18 protein-coding genes are annotated in these 19,745 nt (G+C 66.4%); 6 read left to right on the forward strand and 12 right to left on the reverse strand.

What is annotated here, in order from left to right; translation table 11 throughout:
• Positions 1 to 76: 76 nt before the first annotated feature.
• The 6 genes from tkt to pgl are packed head-to-tail and all read left to right on the forward strand — an operon-like array spanning position 77 to position 8,299.
• Positions 77 to 2,194 (forward strand): transketolase, encoded by a 2,118-nt coding sequence (tkt, locus tag IEX43_RS02885; protein ID WP_188809066.1) that lies wholly within the window; start codon positions 77 to 79, stop codon positions 2,192 to 2,194.
• A 27-nt stretch (positions 2,195 to 2,221) separates the two neighbouring features.
• Positions 2,222 to 3,337, forward strand: coding sequence for a transaldolase (tal, locus tag IEX43_RS02890; protein WP_188808963.1), 1,116 nt, complete (start codon positions 2,222 to 2,224; stop codon positions 3,335 to 3,337).
• Between the two features lie 6 nt (positions 3,338 to 3,343).
• Positions 3,344 to 4,978, forward strand: a complete 1,635-nt coding sequence (locus IEX43_RS02895) for a glucose-6-phosphate isomerase (protein ID WP_188808964.1) — start codon at positions 3,344 to 3,346, stop codon at positions 4,976 to 4,978.
• Between the two features lie 15 nt (positions 4,979 to 4,993).
• The gene (zwf, locus tag IEX43_RS02900) at positions 4,994 to 6,553 is read left to right on the forward strand and encodes a glucose-6-phosphate dehydrogenase (protein ID WP_174174572.1); all 1,560 of its coding nucleotides are present in this window, start codon (positions 4,994 to 4,996) and stop codon (positions 6,551 to 6,553) included.
• Entirely contained in the window at positions 6,550 to 7,491 is a 942-nt protein-coding gene (locus IEX43_RS02905) for a glucose-6-phosphate dehydrogenase assembly protein OpcA (protein ID WP_066275634.1), read from the forward strand. The genes zwf and IEX43_RS02905 overlap by 4 nt, the downstream gene beginning before the upstream one ends.
• The gene (pgl, locus tag IEX43_RS02910) at positions 7,481 to 8,299 is read left to right on the forward strand and encodes a 6-phosphogluconolactonase (RefSeq protein ID WP_188808965.1); all 819 of its coding nucleotides are present in this window, start codon (positions 7,481 to 7,483) and stop codon (positions 8,297 to 8,299) included. Before IEX43_RS02905 ends, pgl begins: the two co-directional genes overlap by 11 nt.
• On the opposite strand, the gene IEX43_RS02915 is transcribed toward pgl, so the two are convergent.
• From IEX43_RS02915 to IEX43_RS02970, 12 genes are all read right to left on the reverse strand, one after another.
• Positions 8,252 to 8,644, reverse strand: coding sequence for an RNA polymerase-binding protein RbpA (locus IEX43_RS02915; protein ID WP_188808966.1), 393 nt, complete (start codon positions 8,642 to 8,644; stop codon positions 8,252 to 8,254). The genes pgl and IEX43_RS02915 overlap by 48 nt on opposite strands.
• 119 nt (positions 8,645 to 8,763) lie before the next feature.
• Positions 8,764 to 9,018, reverse strand: coding sequence for a preprotein translocase subunit SecG (gene secG, locus IEX43_RS02920; protein ID WP_188808967.1), 255 nt, complete (start codon positions 9,016 to 9,018; stop codon positions 8,764 to 8,766).
• 50 nt (positions 9,019 to 9,068) lie between these two features.
• Positions 9,069 to 9,884 carry a triose-phosphate isomerase gene (gene tpiA, locus IEX43_RS02925; protein ID WP_188808968.1) on the reverse strand — a complete coding sequence of 272 codons (816 nt, stop codon included), beginning with the start codon at positions 9,882 to 9,884 and terminating at the stop codon, positions 9,069 to 9,071.
• A gap of 112 nt (positions 9,885 to 9,996) precedes the next feature.
• Positions 9,997 to 11,223 (reverse strand): phosphoglycerate kinase, encoded by a 1,227-nt coding sequence (locus IEX43_RS02930; RefSeq protein WP_188808969.1) that lies wholly within the window; start codon positions 11,221 to 11,223, stop codon positions 9,997 to 9,999.
• 10 nt (positions 11,224 to 11,233) lie between these two features.
• Complete coding sequence (gene gap / locus IEX43_RS02935) at positions 11,234 to 12,244, reverse strand: type I glyceraldehyde-3-phosphate dehydrogenase (protein WP_104187307.1); 1,011 nt, start codon at positions 12,242 to 12,244, stop codon at positions 11,234 to 11,236.
• A gap of 262 nt (positions 12,245 to 12,506) precedes the next feature.
• Entirely contained in the window at positions 12,507 to 13,133 is a 627-nt protein-coding gene (locus IEX43_RS02940) for a superoxide dismutase (protein WP_188808970.1), read from the reverse strand.
• 99 nt (positions 13,134 to 13,232) lie between these two features.
• Positions 13,233 to 14,213, reverse strand: a complete 981-nt coding sequence (gene whiA, locus IEX43_RS02945; RefSeq protein ID WP_015937022.1) for a DNA-binding protein WhiA — start codon at positions 14,211 to 14,213, stop codon at positions 13,233 to 13,235.
• Between the two features lie 9 nt (positions 14,214 to 14,222).
• Positions 14,223 to 15,239, reverse strand: a complete 1,017-nt coding sequence (locus IEX43_RS02950) for a gluconeogenesis factor YvcK family protein (RefSeq protein ID WP_104187311.1) — start codon at positions 15,237 to 15,239, stop codon at positions 14,223 to 14,225.
• On the reverse strand, positions 15,239 to 16,162 hold the full coding sequence (gene rapZ / locus IEX43_RS02955; RefSeq protein ID WP_104187314.1) for an RNase adapter RapZ: 924 nt from the start codon (positions 16,160 to 16,162) through the stop codon (positions 15,239 to 15,241). Before rapZ ends, IEX43_RS02950 begins: the two co-directional genes overlap by 1 nt.
• Positions 16,163 to 16,252: 90 nt before the next feature.
• The gene (gene uvrC / locus IEX43_RS02960; protein WP_188808971.1) at positions 16,253 to 18,286 is read right to left on the reverse strand and encodes an excinuclease ABC subunit UvrC; all 2,034 of its coding nucleotides are present in this window, start codon (positions 18,284 to 18,286) and stop codon (positions 16,253 to 16,255) included.
• A gap of 78 nt (positions 18,287 to 18,364) precedes the next feature.
• Positions 18,365 to 19,033: a lysophospholipid acyltransferase family protein gene (locus IEX43_RS02965; RefSeq protein WP_188808972.1), complete on the reverse strand. Its 669-nt coding sequence runs from the start codon at positions 19,031 to 19,033 to the stop codon at positions 18,365 to 18,367.
• Positions 19,020 to 19,736, reverse strand: a complete 717-nt coding sequence (locus IEX43_RS02970; RefSeq protein ID WP_188808973.1) for an HAD hydrolase-like protein — start codon at positions 19,734 to 19,736, stop codon at positions 19,020 to 19,022. The genes IEX43_RS02965 and IEX43_RS02970 overlap by 14 nt, the downstream gene beginning before the upstream one ends.
• Positions 19,737 to 19,745 lie beyond the last annotated feature (9 nt).

Consider the following 19,745-nt stretch of genomic DNA (forward strand, 5'->3'; position numbering starts at 1 on the left):
ACACGGCGTGCCTTCATGCGGATCCGGTGTGCCGCCTGCCATCAGCACAGAGAGGGGCCCGGTTTTCGTGCCACATTTGGAAGAGCAAGAACTGTCCTGGACCAGCCTGGACCAGCGTGCGGTGGACACTGTCCGCGTGCTGGCCGCGGACGCGGTGGAGAAGGTTGGCAACGGCCACCCCGGAACGGCCATGAGCCTGGCGCCGGCCGCGTACCTTCTTTTCCAGAAGCTGATGCGCCATGACCCACGGAATCCCGACTGGCTGGGCCGTGACCGCTTTGTCCTGTCCCCGGGCCACACTTCCCTGACGCTGTACATCCAGCTGTTCCTGTCCGGCTACGGCCTGGAACTGAAGGACCTCGAGGCCCTCCGCACCTGGGATTCGCTGACGCCGGGCCACCCTGAGTACAAGCACACCGCCGGCGTCGAGATCACCACGGGCCCGCTGGGCCAGGGCCTTGCGTCGTCCGTTGGGTTCGCCTACTCCCAGCGCCGTATGCGCGGCCTGTTCGACGCCGATGCTGCCGCCGGCACCAGCCCCTTCGACCACACCATCTGGGTCATCGCGTCCGACGGCGACCTCCAGGAAGGCGTCACGGCAGAGGCTTCCTCGCTCGCCGGCCACCAGGAACTCGGCAACCTCGTGGTGGTTTACGACGAGAACCACATCTCCATCGAGGACGATACCGACATCGCCTTCACCGAGGATGTCCTGAAGCGCTACGAGGCCTACGGCTGGCACGTCCAGCGCGTTGACTGGACCAAGACCGGCGAATACAAGGAAGACGTCCAGGAGCTCTACTCGGCGCTCCTTGCAGCCAAGGCTGAGACGTCCAAGCCCTCCATCGTTTCGCTGCGCACCATCATCGGCTACCCTGCGCCCAAGAAGCAGAACACCGGCAAGATCCACGGTTCCGCCCTTGGTGCCGAGGAAGTGGCAGCCCTCAAGGAGGTCCTCGGCTTCGACCCCGCCAAGTCCTTCGATGTCGACCAGGACGTTCTTGCCCACGCCCGTGCGGTGGTGGACAGGGGTGCTGCCGCCCGCAAGGAATGGGAAGAGTCCTTCAACGCCTGGCAGGCTGCCAACCCCACCGGCGCCGAGCTGCTGCAGCGCATCGAGGCCAAGGAACTTCCCGACGGCGTCGACGCAGCCCTTCCGGTCTTCCCGGCCGGCAAGGACGTCTCCACCCGCGCGGCCTCCGGCAAGGTCCTGAACGCACTGGGCCCCGTCCTCCCCGAACTCTGGGGCGGTTCCGCTGACCTTGCGGAGTCGAACAACACCACCATCGAGGGCTCGCCGTCGTTCGTTCCGGCCTCCAAGCAGACCGACGCCTGGTCCGGCAACCCGTACGGCCGCGTGCTGCACTTCGGCATCCGCGAGCACGCAGCGGCCTCCATCGTGAACGGCATCAGCCTGCACGGACGGACCCGCGCATTCTCCGGCACGTTCCTGATCTTCAGCGACTACCAGCGCCCCGCCATCCGCCTCGGCGCCCTCATGGGTGTTCCGTCGCTGTACGTCTGGACGCACGACTCCATCGGCCTCGGCGAAGACGGCCCCACCCACCAGCCGGTGGAACAGCTCGCTTCCCTGCGCGCCATCGTGGGCCTGGACGTTGTCCGCCCCGGTGACGCCAACGAGGTAGCCGTCGCCTGGAAGACCATGCTGGAGAACCACAGCAACCCTGCCGGCATCGTGCTGACCCGCCAGAACATCCCCACCTGGGAGCGCGGTGGCGGCGAGGCCGACGGCGACACCTTCGGTTCCGTTGCCGGCGTCGCCAAGGGCGGCTACGTCCTTGCCGAAGCATCCAAGGACGGCGCCACCGTCCCGGCAGACGTCATCCTCATCGGCACCGGTTCCGAAGTCCAGCTGGCCGTCCAGGCCCGCGAGGCCCTGCAGGCTGAAGGCATCGCCGCCCGCGTTGTCTCCATGCCCTGCGTTGAATGGTTCAACAAGCAGGACGCCGCCTACCGCGAGTCCGTGCTCCCCGCCGCCGTCAAGGCCCGCGTATCCGTCGAAGCAGGACTTGCCCTCGGCTGGAGGGAATTCGTCGGCGACGCCGGCCGTTCCGTCAGCCTGGAACACTACGGCGCTTCCGCGGACTACAAGCGCCTCTTCCAGGAGTTTGGCATCACCGCAGAGGCTGTCGCCGCTGCCGCCAAGGACTCCCTCGCAGGCCTCCAGGCCTAACCAACGATTTCCAGGAGATACAGAACAATGACTACTCCCACCCAGCAGCTCTCAGACGCCGGAGTTTCCATCTGGCTTGACGACCTTTCCCGCGGACGCCTGGACACCGGTACCCTGGCGAAGCTCATCGAAGAGAAGAACGTCGTTGGCGTAACCACCAACCCGTCCATCTTCCACGCCGCGATCACGGCAGGGACCGACTACGACGCCACCATCGCCAAGCAGGCAGCAGCAGGCGCCAGCGTCGAAGACACCATCTTCGAGATCACCACCACCGACGTCGCGGACGCCTGCGACCTCTTCGCACCGGTAGCCGCAGCCACCAAGGGCGTTGACGGACGCGTGTCCATCGAGGTTGACCCCCGCCTGGCCTGGGACACGGCAGGCACCATCGCCGAAGCCAAGCACCTGTACAAGCGGGTCAACAAGGACAACGTCCTCATCAAGATCCCGGCCACCCTCGAGGGCCTCGAAGCCATCACCGCCACCCTGGCCGAGGGCATCAGCGTCAACGTGACGCTGATCTTCTCCCTGGAGCGCTACCGCGCCGTTATTAACGCCTTCCAGTCCGGCCTGGAGCAGGCGAAGGAAAACGGCCACGATCTTTCCAAGATCCACTCCGTGGCCTCGTTCTTCGTCTCCCGCGTGGACTCCGAGATCGACAAGCGCCTCGACGCCATCGGCACCGAGGAAGCCAAGGCACTCAAGGGCAAGGCCGGCCTGGCCAACGCGCGCCTGGCATACCAGGTCTACGAGGAACTGTTCGCCACCGAACGCTGGGCACTGCTGGCCGAAGCCGGCGCACTCCCCCAGCGTCCCCTGTGGGCTTCCACCGGCGTGAAGGACCCGGCCTACCCGGACACCCTCTACGTCACCGAACTCGTTGCCCCGGGCGTCGTGAACACCATGCCCGAGAAGACCCTGGACGCCACCTTCGACCACGGAGTGGTCACCGGGGACACCGTCACCGGCACCTACGCTGAAGCGAATGCCACCCTCGACGCGCTGGAGAAGCTCGGCATCGCCTACAACGACGTCGTAGCGCTCCTCGAATCCGAAGGCCTGGACAAGTTCGTGGCCAGCTGGAAGGAACTGCTGGCCGACGTCGAAGGCGCCCTCGCCTCTGCACGGAAGGCTTCCTAACCCACTATGACCACGCTCAGCTACGACGCCACCGGTGCCGCACAGCAGGCACTGGAACTGCACCTCCCCGTCCTCGTGGAGGAACGCATTGCCACCCGCATCTTCGCCAAGGACCACACCCTGTGGGGTCCCGACGCGGAGGCCGAATCGGCAATCCGCCTCGGGTGGGTGGAGGCTGCCACCGTCTCCCAGCCGCTGGTCAAGGACATCCTGGAACTCCGCGACGCCCTGACGTCAGAAGGCGTTACCCGCATCGCGCTGTGCGGCATGGGCGGCTCCTCGCTGGCTCCGGAAGTCATGGCCGGCACCGCCGGCGTCGAGCTGACAGTGCTGGACAGCACGGACCCCGACCAGGTCCGTGCAGCCCTCGCCGACCGGCTGGACGAGACCGCGATCGTGGTCTCGTCCAAGTCCGGTTCAACAGTTGAAACGGATTCCCAGCGGCGGGTCTTCGAGAAGGCGTTCAATGACGCCGGAATCGATGCCAACAGCCGGATCATCATCGTCACCGATCCCGGCTCCCCACTGGACAAGGCCTCCCGCGAGGCCGGCTACCGAGCCGTCTTCAACGCCGACCCCAACGTGGGTGGACGCTTCTCCGCGCTGACCGCGTTCGGTCTTGTGCCTTCCGGCCTGGCCGGTGTGGACATCCAGGCTTTCCTGGATGAGGCCGAGGAAGCAGCCGAATTCCTGAACGATGACGCACCGGAAAACATCGGCCTGGCACTCGGAACCGCCCTGGGCGGAACCAGCCCCCTTCGGAACAAGATCGTCATCGCCGAGGACGGCTCCGGCATCGTAGGCTTCGCCGACTGGGCCGAGCAGCTGATCGCCGAGTCCACCGGCAAGCTGGGCACCGGTGTGCTTCCGGTGGTTGCCGGCCCCAGCTCGCCCGAGGTCACCGGCGGCGCGCCGGACGTCCTCGTGGTGCGGCTGGTGGCAGCCGATGCCGACGTCGAACTCGGTGAAAACGAGGTCGCCATCGCCGGCGGACTGCCCACCCAGATGATGGTCTGGGAGTTCGCCACAGCCGTGGCTGGACGCCTGCTGGGCATCAACCCCTTCGACCAGCCCGATGTCGAGGCCGCCAAGGTGGCTGCGCGCGGCCTGCTGGACGCCCAGCCCGAACCCACTCCGGCAGCTTTTGTCGACGGAGCCATCGAGGTCCGCGGCGGCGCCTGGCTCGGTGATGCCCGCACCGCCGGGGACGCCGTGAAGGCACTGCTGGACACGCTGGACAGCGACAGCTACCTCAGTGTCCAGGCCTACTTCGACCGGCTGGCGTTCACGCAGCTCGAAGGCATCCGGGATGAACTGGCCGCCGTCTCAGGCCGTCCCGTGACGTTCGGCTGGGGCCCGCGGTTCCTCCACTCGACGGGTCAGTTCCACAAGGGCGGCCCGGCCATCGGAGTGTTCCTCCAGGTCACGGCCGCGTCCGCGGAGGACCTCGCCATCCCGGACCGTCCCTTTACGTTCGGTGAACTGATTGCCGCGCAGGCTGCCGGCGACGCCCAGGTCCTGTCCGACCACGGCCGCCCCGTGCTTCGCCTGCACCTCACTGACCGGGCTGCCGGTGTGGCACAGTTGCAGGACATCATTGCTGCGCTGTCCGCCAGGTCAGCCTCCGTTACTGAAAGCTAAGGCACAAAAAGCACCATGCCAGAAACTGAATACGGCAGGAAGTCTGCTGGCCGTGGGCGGAATCCGCTCCGCGACCCGCGTGACCGCCGCCTGAACCGGATCGCCGGTCCGTCGTCACTGGTCCTCTTCGGAGTGACCGGCGACCTTGCCCGCAAGAAGCTCATGCCCGCCGTGTACGACCTCGCCAACCGTGGCCTGCTGCCCCCCAGCTTTGCCCTGGTGGGTTTTGCGCGGCGGCAGTGGGACAAGGAAGACTTCGCCGCCGAGGTGAAGGCTTCCGTGCAGGCCTATGCCCGCACCCCCTTTGATGAGGCCGTGTGGAACCAGCTCTCGGAGGGCATCCGGTTCGTGCAGGGAGAGTTCGACGACGACGACGCCTTTGAGCGGTTGGGCGAAGTCATCGATGAGCTTGATGAGCTGCGCGGCACCCGCGGGAACCACGCGTTCTACCTCTCCATCCCGCCCAAGGCCTTCGAGCAGGTCTGCCGGCAGCTGTCCAAGCACGGCCTGGCACAGGCTGAGGGTGACAAGTGGCGCCGCGTGGTGATCGAGAAGCCGTTCGGGCACGACCTTGAGTCCGCCCGGCAGCTTAACGACATCGTCGAATCGGTGTTCCCGCCGGACGCGGTGTTCCGGATCGACCACTACCTGGGTAAGGAAACGGTCCAGAACATCCTGGCGCTGCGTTTCGCGAACCAGCTGTTCGAGCCGTTGTGGAACGCCAACTACGTGGATCACGTGCAGATCACCATGGCCGAGGACATCGGCACCGGCGGCCGCGCCGGGTACTACGACGGCGTGGGCGCAGCCCGCGACGTAATCCAGAACCACCTGCTCCAGCTGCTGGCCCTGACGGCAATGGAGGAGCCCATCTCCTTCAACGCCGACGACCTGCGCGCGGAGAAGGAAAAGGTCCTCGCCGCCGTCAAGCTCCCCGACGATCTTTCCACGCACTCGGCGCGCGGGCAGTTCACCGGAGGCTGGCAGGGCGGCGAACAGGTCCAGGGCTACCTGGAGGAGGAAGGCATTCCCGCCGATTCCACCACCGAGACCTTTGCCGCCATCCGGGTGGACATCCACACCCGCCGCTGGTCCGGGGTCCCGTTCTACCTGCGCGCCGGCAAGCGCCTGGGCCGGCGCGTGACGGAAATCGCCGTCGTGTTCAAGCGGGCGCCCAACCTGTTGTTCCGCGACCACGCCGAGGACGACTTCGGCCAGAACGCCGTGGTAATCCGCGTCCAGCCGGACGAAGGCGTCACCATCCGGTTCGGTTCCAAGGTCCCGGGCACGCAGATGGAAGTCCGGGACGTGACCATGGACTTCGGCTACGGCCACTCGTTCACCGAGTCCAGCCCCGAGGCGTACGAACGCCTGATCCTGGACGTGCTCCTGGGCGAGCCGCCGCTGTTCCCCCGGCACGAGGAAGTGGAGCTGTCCTGGAAGATCCTGGACCCGTTCGAGGAATACTGGGCCCAGCTTAACGAACAGCCCGAGCCCTATGCCCCGGGCAGCTGGGGCCCCGCCTCGGCTGACGAGCTGCTGGCCCGCGACGGACGAACCTGGAGAAGGCCATGATTGTAGACCTGCCTGACACCACAACCTCTACGGTTTCCAAGAAGATCATGTCCCTGCGCGAGCAGGGCGGCGTGATCGCCCTGGGCCGGGTGCTCACCCTCGTGGTGGTCACCAAGTCCGGGCTTGAGGAAGAAGCCATCGAGGCCGCCAACGAGGCCAGCCGTGAACACCCCTGCCGGATCATTGTCCTGGCCGACGCCGGAGCTACGGCCCCGGACCGCCTGGACGCCCAGATCCGCGTGGGTGGTGACGCCGGCGCCTCCGAGGTGATCGTGCTGCGCGGCTACGGACAGCTCTCCCACGAGAGCGAATCCCTGGTGGCCGCGCTGCTGCTCCCGGACGCACCGATCGTGGCCTGGTGGCCGCACGGCGCCCCGGAGAACGCCTGCGAGACCTCCATCGGGAGGATCGCCCACCGCCGCATCACCGACTCCGCCAACGAACCTGACCCGCAGCGTGCCCTGGAGAACATCAGGTCCACCTATAAAGCCGGGGACACCGACCTCGCCTGGACCCGGCTGACCAACTGGCGCATCCAGCTTGCTGCCGTCCTTGACCAGGTGGACTCCTCCCCCGTCACGTCCGTGGCCGTCGAGGGAGCCTCGGATTCGCCGAGCACCATCCTCCTCGCGGCCTGGCTGACGCTCACCCTGGACGCGCCGGTCACCATCGTCGCCGACCCTGCCGGGACGGGCATCCGGCGCGTTCGGCTGACACGGCCCGGCGGGGACATCCAGCTCTTCCGGCCGGGATTGTCCGTGGCCGAGCTGACCCAGCCCGGCCAGCCGGCGCAGCGGATTTCGCTTCCGCGCCGCAGCCTGCGGGACTGCCTCGCCGAGGAGCTCCGCCGCCTGGACCCCGACGAGGTGTTTGGGGAAGTGATTACTATTGGACTGCCACGTACCAATCTAAGGAGCGTCCGACCCAGTGAGCGTTGACCCAAGAGTAAGCATTCATCCTGACTCGTCCGTCCTGATGGCCGCCATCGCCGCCCGCCTCATCACAAAGCTTGTTGATGTGCAGGATAAGTTCGGCGAGGCCACCGTGGTGCTGACCGGCGGAACCGTGGGCATCGGCACGCTCAAGGCTGTTGCGGACTCCCCGGCGGCTCCGGCCGTCGACTGGTCCAAGGTGAATTTCTGGTGGGGCGACGAACGCTTCCTTCCCGGCGGCGACCCGGACCGGAATACCACCCAGGCGTTCGAGGCCCTGCTCTCGCACATTCCTGTGGACCCTGAACGGATCCACGAGCCCGGAACCTCGGATGACTTCGGCAGCCCCGAAGAGGCGGCCGAGGACTACGCCCAGAGGCTTCGCGAAGCTGCGGCGGCCGAGCACGCCGCGGACATGTCGGATGACCGGCCCGAGGAACCCGCCGCGCTCCCCCGCCTGGACGTTGTCCTGTTGGGTGTGGGCCCCGACGCACACATCGCCTCGCTCTTTCCTGAGCAGGGCGGCGTCCGCGAAAAGGAACGCACCGTGGTGGGTGTCCGGAATTCACCCAAGCCGCCGCCGCTCCGGGTTTCCCTGACGCTGCCGGCCATCAACACCGCTTCTGAGGTGTGGATGGTGGTGGCAGGAGAGGACAAGGCCGGCGCGGTAGGGCTGGCCCTGGCGGGCGCCAACCCGGTGCAGGTACCCGCAGCAGGACCGCGGGGTACGTCCCGGACCCTGTGGCTTATTGACGAGAACGCCGCGTCACGTGTCCCGCAGCAGCTCGTCCGCAAGGACGCCGCGGGCGCGTAGTTTTTCCAGCGCTCCGGCCAGGACGTCTTCGGCGTCCTGGCCGGAGCGCCGTTCTTTAACGTATTCGAGGTGTGTCTTGTAGCCGTCGTCCATGGCGTCCGCGGCCGCCGCTGACTGCCCGTCCCGTGATGCGGGTGCTCCACAGCGCCGGCAGTCCCACACCAGCGGAATCTGGTCCTCCGGAAGCTTGACGAAAACCGGCCTTGTCTCGTGCCCCTTGGCGCACCAATAGGAAACCTGGATACGGGGCAGGGCCTTGCCGTGATCCTCTGACTCGAAGCTGAAACCCGTCCCTTCCGTGACGCCCGCACGGGTGCCGCGGAAGCCTGACGCCGGATGAATCATCGAAGGACTCCTGCCTGCTCAAACAGAAACTGTGGCTGTCGGGAACCGACAGCCACAGTTTAGTTCCCTGACCCGCGCGGCGGCAGTGCCCGCGCGGTGCCTTTTCCCGGGTTAGGGGATCAGGAGTCGGCGCCGCTGAAGCGCATGATCAGGCCCAGTGCGATGATGACCATTCCCCAGGTGACGCCCAGGACAACGGTGAACCTGTTCAGGTTGCGTTCGGCAACGCCGGAGGAGCTGAGGCCTGAGCTCATGCCGCCGCCGAACATGTCCGACATCCCGCCGCCCCGTCCCTTGTGGAGGAGGATGAGCAGCGTCAGCAGGAGGCTGGTGATGCCCAGGAGGATCTGCAGAATGACATGAAGAACGTCCACGACGGCCTTTCAGGAAGTTGGAATTGCGGGAGTGTGCGCGGCGGGACGGACTAGTCCGTCACCAGGTGACTCTCGAACCTGACAATATTAGCAAACTCGGCCGGATCGAGGCTCGCCCCGCCCACCAGCAGGCCGTCAACGTCGCGTTCCTTGAGGATTGCGGCCGCGTTGTTGGCCTTGACCGAGCCGCCGTACAGCAGGCGGGTCTTCGCGGCTGTGTCCGCCCCGAACAGCTGCTCGAGCTCGGCGCGGATTGCCGCGCACATTTCCTGGGCGTCTTCCGGCCCGGCTACTTCACCAGTGCCGATGGCCCAGACGGGTTCGTAGGCGACGACGAGCTCGGCGGCCTGGTCGGCGGTCAGCCCGGACACACCGGCACGGAGCTGTTCCAGGGTGTGGTTGACGTGCGTGCCCGCCTGGCGGACCTCCAGGCCTTCGCCGACGCAGAGCACGGGCGTGACGCCGTGCTTGAAGGCGGCCTTGGTCTTGGCGTTGAGGACGTCGTCGGATTCGTTGTGGATGGTGCGGCGTTCGCTGTGGCCCACCAGGACGTACTTGCAGCCGAGCTTGTTCAGGAACTGGCCGGAGATGTCGCCGGTGTAGGCCCCGGAGTCGAACTGTGAGAGGTCCTGCCCGCCGTAGGCGACATCCAGGTCGTCGCCCTGGACAAGGGTCTGAACGCCGCGGAGGTCCGTGAACGGCGGGAAGACGGCAACCTCAACCCGGCTGTAGTCGTGCTTGGCGTCGGAAAGGGTCCAGGCAAGTTTCTGCAGCAGGGTGATGCCCTGCACGTGGTCCATGTTCATCTTCCAGTTGCCTGCGATGAATGGCTTGCGGTCGAAAGCGCCGTTCGTTGACGTTGTCACGTATTCTCCAAAAAGTACTAGATAAGTGTTCGGCCGGCAGGCTGCCGTGGGCAACCTGCCGGCCGGAGGGACTGAAGGGTCAGGTACTGCTGCCGGAAGTACCGGGCAGGGCCTACCGGTCCAGGACGCTGAGCCCCGGCAGTTCCTTGCCTTCGAGGTATTCCAGGCTCGCACCGCCGCCGGTGGAAATATGGCCGAACTGGTCGTCGGCGAACCCGAGCGTACGGACCGCAGCGGCTGAGTCGCCGCCGCCCACCACAGTGAACGCTTCGGTTTCGGTGAGGGCCTGGGCGATGGCGCGGGTGCCGGCGGAGAAGGCTTCAAACTCGAAGACCCCCATCGGACCGTTCCAGAACACCGTCCTGGCTCCCTTGATCCGCTCGGCGAATGCTGCGGCCGAGTCCGGTCCAATGTCCAGTCCGATGCCCTGGGCTCCGAAGCTGCTGCCCTCGATGTTGTCCGCGGGGACGGTCTCGTGGGCGGCGTCTGCCGCGAACTTCTCCGCCACCACGACGTCCGTGGGCACGACGAACTCCGTACCCGCATCCGCTGCGCGCTTAAGGTAGTCCTGGACCACGGGAATCTGGTCCTCCTCGAGCAGGCTGGAGGCCACCTTGTGCCCAGCTGCGGCAAGGAACGTGAAGAGCATTCCGCCGCCCACCAGGATGGTGTCAGCCTTGCCCAGCAGGTTGTCGATGACGGCCAGCTTGTCCGAGACCTTGGAGCCGCCGAGCACCACCACATAGGGGCGCTGGGTGTCCGTGGTGAGCTTCCGCAGGACCTCAACCTCGGTGTGCACAAGGTCGCCAAGGTAGGACGGAAGCCGGGTGGCGACGTCGTAGACGCTGGCGTGCTTGCGGTGCACGGCCCCGAAGGCGTCGTCCACGTAGGCGCCGTTGTCACCGGTCAGGGCCACCAGCTCGTCAGCGAAGGCGCCGCGCTCGGCGTCGTCCTTGCTGGTTTCGCGGGGATCGAACCGGACGTTCTCGAGGACGAGGACCTCACCGTCCTGGAGGGACGCTGCTGCTTCCCTGGCGGCGCTGCCGACAGTGTCGGCGGCGAGGGTGACCTTGAAGCCGGCCAGTTCAGCCAGGCGGCTTGCTGCGGGCCGAAGGGAGTATTTCTCCTCGGGAGCGCCCTTGGGGCGTCCGAGGTGGGCTGTTACCAGCACGCGGGCACCGGCGTCCGTGAGCTTTGACAGCACTGGCAGTGAGGCCTTGATGCGGCCGTCGTCAGTGACTGTAGAGCCGTCGAGCGGCACATTCAGGTCACTTCGAACCAGAATGTACCGCCCGCGGACACCTTCAGCGATGAGTTCGTTGAGGGTGTTTGATGTCATGTGTCTAACCCTAGCCCAGCTTGGCTGCGACAAGCTCCGTGAGGTCGACGAGGCGGTTGGAGTAGCCCCATTCGTTGTCATACCAGGAAACAACCTTGACCTGGTTGCCGATCACCTTGGTCAGGCCGGAGTCGAAGATGGACGAAGCGGGATCGCCGACGATGTCGCTGGAGACGATGGGCTCGTCGGTGTAGGTCAGGAAGCCCTGCAGTTCCTCGGACTCGGCAGCGCGCTTGAGGGCGGCGTTGACTTCCTCCACGGTGGTCTCGCGGGAGACGGTGACCGTGAGGTCGGTGGCGGAGCCGGTGGGCACGGGTACGCGGATGGCGTAGCCGTCCAGCTTGCCCTTGAGCTCGGGCAGGACCAGGCCGATGGCCTTGGCAGCACCGGTGGACGTGGGCACCATGTTGATGGCGGCGGCGCGGGCGCGGCGCAGGTCCTTGTGCGGGCCGTCCTGCAGGTTCTGGTCCGCGGTGTAAGCGTGGACGGTGGTCATGAGGCCGCGCTCGATGCCGAACTCGTCGTTGACCACCTTGGCCAGCGGGCCGAGGCAGTTGGTGGTGCAGGATGCGTTGGAAATGATGTGGTGCGTGGCGTTGTCATACAGGTTGTGGTTCACGCCCATCACGATGGTGATGTCCTCGTCGGAGGCGGGTGCGGAAATCAGGACCTTCTTGGCGCCGGCGTCGATGTGCTTCTGGGCATCGGCGGCCTTGGTGAAGAAGCCGGTGGATTCGATCACGATGTCCACGCCCAGCTCGCCCCACGGAAGGTTGGCGGGATCGCGTTCGGCGAGGACCTTGACGACGGTGCCGTTGACGACGATGTTGCCGTCCTTGACCTCGATGGTTTCCTTCAGGCGGCCGCCGACGGAGTCGTACTTGAAGAGGTGTGCGAGTGCTTCGGGGCTGGTGAGGTCGTTGACTGCAACGATCTCCAGGTCCGCGCCCTGTGCGAGTGCTGCGCGGAAGTAGTTGCGGCCAATACGGCCAAAGCCGTTGATACCAATACGGGTCGTCACTTTTTCAGTCTCCTTGGTGCTTTCAGAAGCACAACTAGTTGAGCGGGCTATCAAGCCAACTAACAGATCCCGCACGCCATTGGGCAGAGATGATTTACATACGGAGGGCGACCAGCCTCATTGCTGAAGGCTAACCGCCTTCCGTGACCTATCTTACGTTTAACTTGGTCCGCCCCCGCAAGTGCGGGGGCGGACCGTCCACATCCCGGCCGATATATGTCCGGATTGTGAAGTTTGTTACACCGCGGTGCGGCCCACCTCACTACGGGAGGGTGATGAGTCCCGTGGCGTTGGTGCGGGCGGCTTCGAAGCGCTTGGCGACGTCGGCCCAGTTGACGATGTTCCAGAACGCCTTGACGTAGTCCGCCTTCACGTTCACGTAGTCCAGGTAGAAGGCGTGCTCCCACATGTCCAGCATCAGCAGCGGGGTGGTGCCCAGCGCAACGTTGCCCTGCTGGTCGTAGAGCTGCTCGATGACCAGGTTGCCGCCGATGGGCTCGTAGGCGAGGAAGCCCCAGCCGGAGCCCTGCAGGCCAAGCGCTGCCGCGGAGAACTGGGCACGGAACGCGTCGAAGGAGCCGAAGGCGTCATCGATGGCCGCTGCGAGTTCACCCTCGGGCTTGTCGCCGCCGTCCGGGGAGAGGTTGTTCCAGAACACCGAGTGATTGACGTGCCCTCCGGTGTGGAATGCCAGGTCCTTGGAGAGCCGGTTGATGTTGGCGAAGTCGCCCTTCTCCCGGGCTTCCGCCAGCTGGGCCAGGGCGTTGTTGGCGCCGGCCACGTAGGCTGCGTGGTGCTTGCTGTGGTGCAGCTCCATGATGCGCGCGGAAATGTGCGGCTCCAGGGCGGCGTAATCGTAGCTGAGTTCGGGCAATACGTACTCGGTCACAAAATCCTCCAATATCGTGGACATTCGGTCCGGTTGGTAACTCTCGGATTATGCATCCGGGCGGCTGGCGCCCGGAATCTTTTTGATTCTATGGGGCTGTCACTCGTCCAGCATTTCAGGCGTCACATTGGCGTCGGTCCCCGGAATGCCAAGATCGAGCGCCCGCTTGTCCGCCATGGCCAGCAGCCGGCGGATCCTGCCTGCAATGGCGTCCTTGGTCATGACCGGGTCCGCCAGGCGTCCCAGCTCATCCAGGCTGGCCTGCTTGTGCGCCACCCGGAGTTCACCGGCGTACTTCAGGTGGTCCGGAACGTCGTCGCCAAGGATCTCAAGCGCACGGTCCACGCGTGCTCCCGCCGCCACGGCCGCTTGGGCGGAGCGGCGCAGGTTGGCGTCGTCGAAGTTGGCCAGGCGGTTGGCGGTGGCGCGGACTTCCTTGCGCATCCGCCGTTCCTCCCACACCATCAGCGCATCGTGGGCGCCCATCCGGGTGAGGAGGGCCGCGATGGTGTCGCCGTCGCGGATGACCACCCGGTCAACGCCGCGGACTTCGCGGGCCTTCGCCTGGATGTCCAGCCGGCGTGCCGCGCCCACGAGCGCCAGGGCGGACTCCGGCCCCGGGCAGGTGACCTCCAGGGAAGAAGACCGTCCGGGTTCCGTCAGTGAACCGTGCGCCAGGAAGGCGCCGCGCCAGACGGCTTCGGCGTCAGCGGCGGAACCGTTGACGACGGCGGACGGCAGCCCGCGCACGGGACGGCCGCGGCCGTCGAGGAGGCCCGTCTGGCGTGCCAGCGCCTCGCCGTCGCGGACCACCCGGACCACGTAGCGGCTGGCGCGGCGCAGTCCGCCGGCGGAGACCACGATGATTTCGCTCTGGTGTCCGTAGACTTCGGCGATGGCTGCCCGCAGGCGCCGGGCGGTGGAGGCGAGGTCCACTTCCGCCTCGATGACGATCCGGCCGGAGATGATGTGCAGCCCGCCCGCAAAGCGGAGCATGGCGGAGACCTCGGCCTTGCGCACTGATGACTTTTTGATGTCCAGACGGGACAGTTCTTCTTTGACCGATGCTGTCAGTGCCATGGCACCTTCCTAACTGTTCCCAAAAATGTCCTGGTACGCCGTCGCCAGACGCAAGGGGTCGTGGACGGGACGGCGGCCCGACGCCCCTACTTTACCCAAGACCACCTCGGCGCCGATCATCGCGGCGGCTTTCTCGAACTCCTGCCGGTCCGGGACGGAGGCGGGATCGGCAAGGACCACGTCCACGCTGAACCCGGGAGCGTAGCGCCGGAGCACGTCCAGGTGGTCGGCGGCGGTCATGCCCGTTGTTTCCTTCGTGTCCGTGGCCAGGTTCATGGTCAGGCAGCGCTTGGCCGGTGTCTGGCACAGTGCCTGGCGCATCTCGGGCAGGAGGAGGTGCGGCAGCACGGAGGTATACCAGGAGCCGGGGCCAAGGATCACCCAGTCCGCGAGCTCGATGGCCGTGAGGGCTTCGACGCAGGCCGGGGCTGCCTCGGGCAGGAGCCGCACCTGCTCCAGGGACCCTGCCACCGCACAGCGGGCCTGTCCCCGGATGGTCTGGAGGGCGGTGCCGCCGTCCGGGGCGTTGACGCGCACATCCCCCTCGATGGTGAGAGGCACGGTGGACATGGGCAATACCTGGCCGCGGGCCCCCAGCAGTGCGCCTGCCCACCTGAGCCCGGCGACGGCGTCGCCCAACAGTTCCCAGAGGGTCACAATGAGGAGGTTTCCCATGGCATGTTCGTCCAGGGATCCGCCCGGGCCCCGGCCGGGACGGAAGCGGTGCTGCATGACGTCCCGCCAGGTGCGTCCCCAGTCGGTGTCGTCGCACAGGGCGGACAGCGCCATCCTCAGGTCGCCGGGCGGAAGGACGCCGTACTCTTCGCGCAGGCGCCCGGAAGATCCGCCGTCGTCCGCTACTGTCACCACGGCCGTCAGGTCGGAGGTGAGCAGGCGCAGGGCGGAGAGTGAGGCGGACAGGCCGTGGCCGCCGCCCAAGGCAACAACGTTGGGCCCCTTGTCATGCTGGCCCGCTGCGGACCCCGCGGGCGGGACCAGCGGCAGGGCGCCGGTGAACAGCGACATTACTCCCGGCCCAGATCCCGGTGGGTGGTGGTCACCGTGACTCTTGGGTACTGCGCCAGCTTCTTGGAAAGCTCGACGGCGACCGCCACCGAGCGGTGCTTGCCGCCCGTGCAGCCCACCGCGATGGTGGCGTAGTGCTTGTTCTCGCGGCGGTAGCCGTCCAGGACAGGCTCCAGTGCCATGACGTAGCGGTCCACGAAGTTCTTGACGCCCTCGGCCTCAAGCACGTAGTCGCTGACGTCCTTGTCCAGGCCAGTGTGCGGGCGCAGTTGGGGCACCCAGTGCGGGTTGGGGATGAACCTGACGTCGGCCACATAGTTGGCGTCCACGGGCAGGCCGTACTTGAAGCCGAAGCTCATGACGTTCAGGCGCAGGGCTACGGGACCGGTTTCGCTGAACAGTTCGGTGATGGCCGTGGCGAGGCCGTGCACGTTGTAGCCGGACGTATCCAGCACGACGTCGGAGCTGTCGCGGAGTTCCTGCAGCAGCTCACGTTCGGCAGCGATTCCGTCCAGGATGCGGCCGCCGCCCTGCAGCGGGTGCGGCCGGCGGCCCTGTTCGAACCTTCGGACCAGGACGTTGTCGCTGGCATCAAGGAAGAGCACGCGGAAGGTGACACCGCTGGCGGCCAGGGCTCCCAGCGCAGCGCGGATATCCGCGAACAGGCCCTTGCTGCGGACGTCGATGACCACGGCGAGCCTCGGAATGGACTGCGGGGCGTGGGACACCAGCTCCGCCAGGGTACCCAGCATCTGCGGCGGCAGGTTCTCCACGACGTACCAGCCGTGGTCCTCGAGGGCGTCAGCGGCTGTGCTCCGCCCGGCTCCGGACATTCCGGTGACCACCAGCAGCTCCGCTTCGAGGGGCTTGACGGGCTGCAGCCCGTCCTCCCCGGCTCCGGATTCCGCCGTCGTGTCTGCCATTAAGTCCGCCCCGTTTCTGTTGTTGTCCCGCAGGCTGCCGCGTTGGCGGAAACCCCGTTCTTTACCCTAGCCAAGTTTCAGGGAACTCCGCTAAGTTTCGATCACTTCGCCGGTGGTCATATTGATGGCCGGCACCGGTGCCGCTCCGGGCCCGTCCGGCGCGAAGTGGTTGACGATCGCGCCGGCCAGGGCCGGCCCGATGCCTTTCGCCTGCGACAGCTCCGCGGCCGAGGCTGCCTTGACGCCCTTGACCGAGCCGAAGTGGGCCAGCAGTGCCTTGCGCTTGGACGCGCCGAGCCCCGGCACCCCGTCCAGTGCGGAGACGGTCATCGCTTTCCCCCGCTTTTGCCGGTGGAAGGAGATGGCGAAACGGTGCGCCTCGTCCCGGATCCGCTGAAGCAGGTACAGCCCCTGCGATGTCCTGGGCAGGATCACCGGGAAGTCACTGTCCGGCAGCCATACTTCCTCCAGGCGCTTGGCCAGGCCCACCACGTAGACGTCCACGATCCCCAGGTCCGCGAGGGCGCGGGCTGCAGCGTTGACCTGGGGCTTGCCGCCGTCCACCACCACCAGGTTGGGCGGGTAGGCGAACTTCGCCCGCGGCGCCGGCGTGGTGGTGTCCAGGGAGCTGTCCTGTCCCTGTGCCGGGTTGGAGTCCGGCGTGGGGTCCGTGTCCGCCCCGCCAGCGGCACCGCCCAGGGCGGCCTCATCCACCTGTGCCGACTTGTCCTGGAGGTAGTGGCGGAACCGGCGCGTCAGCACGTCGTGCATGGCCGCGGTATCGTCCGCCGCGGCGGGTCCGGTGACCGAGAACTTCCGGTAGTCGGATTTCTTGGGCAGTCCGTCCTCCACCACCACCATGGAGGCCACCACGTTGGTGCCCTGGACGTGCGAGACGTCGAAGCATTCGATCCGCAGGAGCGGGACCGGAAGGTCCAGCGCCTCCTGCAGTTCCTGGAGCGCCTGGGACCTCACGGTCAGGTCCCCGGCGCGCCGCGTCTTGTGCAGTTTCAGGGCGTGTTCGGCGTTCTCCCTCACCGTGGACAGCAATGTAGCCTTGTCCCCCCGCTGCGGCACGCGGATATCAACCTTGGCACCCCGGAGTCCGCCGAGCCACTGCGCCAGCTCGTCGGCGTTGCTTGGGGTGACGGGCACCAGGACCTCCCGGGGAAGCCTTCCGTGGCTGTCGCCGTCTTCACCGTAAACCTGCTGCAGCAGATGCTCCACAAGGTCCGGGGTGGTGGAATCCTCCACTTTTTCAACCACCCAGCCGCGCTGGCCGCGGATCCGGCCGCCGCGGACGTGGAACACCTGGACGGCGGCCTCGAGTTCGTCCTCGTGCAGCGCGAAGATATCGGCGTCGGTCTCGTCTGCGAGCACAACGGCGTTGCGTTCAAAGACCTTGCGCAGGGCGGTGATGTCATCGCGGACCCGGGCGGCGCGCTCGTAGTCAAGCTCGGCCACGGCTTCGGCCATCTGCTTTTCCAGCTTGACGATGAAGCGCTTGGCTTCCCCGCCCATGAAGGCGCAGAAGTCCTCGGCCAGGGCACGGTGGTCCGGCGGGGAAATCCGGCCCACGCAGGGGGCTGAACACTTGTCGATATAGCCCAGGAGGCAGGGCCGGCCGCTGGCTTCCGCGCGCTTGAACACACCGGCGCTGCAGCTCCGCACCGGAAAGACGCGGAGCAGGGTGTCCATGGTTTCGCGGATGGCACCGGCGGTGTAGGGGCCGAAGTAGCGGGTGCCCTTCCGTTTGTCGCCGCGCATCACCTGGACGCGCGGATACTTCTCGTTCAGGGTCACGGCCAGGTATGGGTAGGTCTTATCGTCCCGGAAGACCACGTTGAAACGCGGCTTGAATTCTTTGATCCAGGTGTACTCCAGCTGCAGCGACTCAAGCTCGCTGCCCACCACGGTCCACTCGACGCTGCTGGCCGCGTGGACCATGGCGTAGGTCTTGGGCAGCAGTCCGGCGGGGTTGGCGAAGTAGGAGTTCAGGCGGGAGCGCAGGCTTTTCGCCTTCCCCACGTAGATCACCCGGCCGTGCTGGTCACGGAACCGGTACACCCCGGGGTTGGTGGGAATTTCACCCGTCTTGGGCCTGTAACTTGCTGGATTTGCCACCTATACAGTCTACTGAGGCGCGCCGGTTAGAAAATTCCACCCGGCCTCCTGCGCACAGCCGAGGCCAGCGGTTTTCTGCTACTCCGCAGCCTTGCTCTGGTTGTAGCTGGTGGACCGTTCCTGGCCGCTGAGTTCGGCGATTGCGTCCATGATGCGGTCAGTCACTTCCCGGCGGGCCGGCAGTGAATGGTCGGGGCCCGTCTTGTCGAAGTACAACGGCTCCCCCACCTTCATGGTGAAGTGCTGGGGCCGCACGCCGCTTTCGCCCGCGCGCTGGAGGTTCTCGGTTCCGATCAGGCCAACGGGTATGACCGGCGCCCCTGTGGTCAGGGCCAGCCAGCCAACGCCGGTGCGGCCGCGGTAGAGGATGCCGTCCCGGGAGCGGGTGCCTTCCGGGTAGATGCCGATGCCTTTGCCGGACTCCAGGATGTCCAGCAGCGTCTTGAGCGCCTGCACGCTGGCTGCCTGCTCGCCCCGTTCCACGGGAATGGAACCGACGGACTCGAAAAAGGCCTTCATGACCTTGCCCTTGACGCCCCCCGTGGTGAAGTATTCGGCTTTCGCGAAGAAAGCGACAGGCCGCGGCATCAATGCCTGGACAATGACGCTGTCGAAGAATGAGAGGTGGTTGGGGGCCACGATGAACGGCCCGTCGGTTGGGACGTTTTCAAGTCCGACGACGGTGGGCCGGCAGGTGCCTGAGATCAGGCTGCGGGTGGTCCAGCGTACGGCATCAAACATCGCCATTGTTGGTCACCCCGCTCATGGCCGCCGCGTGGGCAGCCTGCATCCGTCCGATCAGTTCCTCGAGGCCTTCCGCGCTTTCCACGATGGCCACAGCACCTGCCTCTTCCAGTTCCCCGTCCGGGGCGAATCCCCACGCCACCCCGATGCAGTCCAGGCCGTTGGCGATGGCACCGGAAACGTCCTGCGCCCGGTCCCCCACCATCACGGCATGCTGCGTGTCCAGGTCCTTGAGTGCGGCAGCGATGATTTCGGTCTTGCCCAGCGGAATCCCCTGCACGGCGCTCTCGTCATCCGCGGAACCGTGGATGCCGTGGAACAGCCCGTCCATGCCGTGATGCTCCAGTACCGTGCGGGCCAGGCGCTGCGGTTTCTGGGTGGCAACAGCCACCGGCAGCCCGGCTGCAGCGAAGGATTCCAGTACTTCGCGGACGCCCGGGTAGATCCGGCTCTGCGCGATCCCGGTGGCAACGTAGTACTCCCGGTAGAGGCGGATGACGTCATCCAGCAGGTCCGCCGGCACCTGTGCCACGTTCAGCAGGGCATCACTGAGCTTCGGCCCGATCATCGAGTGGAGCAGGTCCTGGCCGGGAACCGGCAGGCCCATGGCACGCAGTGCCGAGGCAATTCCGTCTGTTATCCCACCGGCCGGATCGACAAGAGTGCCGTCCAGGTCAAAGATCACGGGCACTGTTGTTTGAGTCACCGGGTTAGT

It is taken from the genome of Pseudarthrobacter polychromogenes (assembly GCF_014644495.1).
GTDB classification, from domain to species: Bacteria; Actinomycetota; Actinomycetes; order Actinomycetales; family Micrococcaceae; genus Arthrobacter; species Arthrobacter polychromogenes.

Excerpts from the sequence above, each read along its gene's own strand:
- IEX43_RS02905 (WP_066275634.1), top strand. The coding sequence starts at position 6,550 with ATGATTGTAGACCTGCCTGACACCACAACCTCTACGGTTTCCAAGAAG.
- IEX43_RS02950 (WP_104187311.1), bottom strand. The coding sequence starts at position 15,239 with ATGTCGCTGTTCACCGGCGCCCTGCCGCTGGTCCCGCCCGCGGGGTCC.
- IEX43_RS02965 (WP_188808972.1), bottom strand. The coding sequence starts at position 19,033 with ATGGCGATGTTTGATGCCGTACGCTGGACCACCCGCAGCCTGATCTCA.
- rapZ (WP_104187314.1), bottom strand. The coding sequence starts at position 16,162 with ATGGCAGACACGACGGCGGAATCCGGAGCCGGGGAGGACGGGCTGCAG.
- zwf (WP_174174572.1), top strand. The coding sequence starts at position 4,994 with ATGCCAGAAACTGAATACGGCAGGAAGTCTGCTGGCCGTGGGCGGAAT.
- IEX43_RS02895 (WP_188808964.1), top strand. The coding sequence starts at position 3,344 with ATGACCACGCTCAGCTACGACGCCACCGGTGCCGCACAGCAGGCACTG.
- tal (WP_188808963.1), top strand. The coding sequence starts at position 2,222 with ATGACTACTCCCACCCAGCAGCTCTCAGACGCCGGAGTTTCCATCTGG.
- whiA (WP_015937022.1), bottom strand. The coding sequence starts at position 14,213 with ATGGCACTGACAGCATCGGTCAAAGAAGAACTGTCCCGTCTGGACATC.
- IEX43_RS02915 (WP_188808966.1), bottom strand. The coding sequence starts at position 8,644 with ATGATTCATCCGGCGTCAGGCTTCCGCGGCACCCGTGCGGGCGTCACG.
- IEX43_RS02930 (WP_188808969.1), bottom strand. The coding sequence starts at position 11,223 with ATGACATCAAACACCCTCAACGAACTCATCGCTGAAGGTGTCCGCGGG.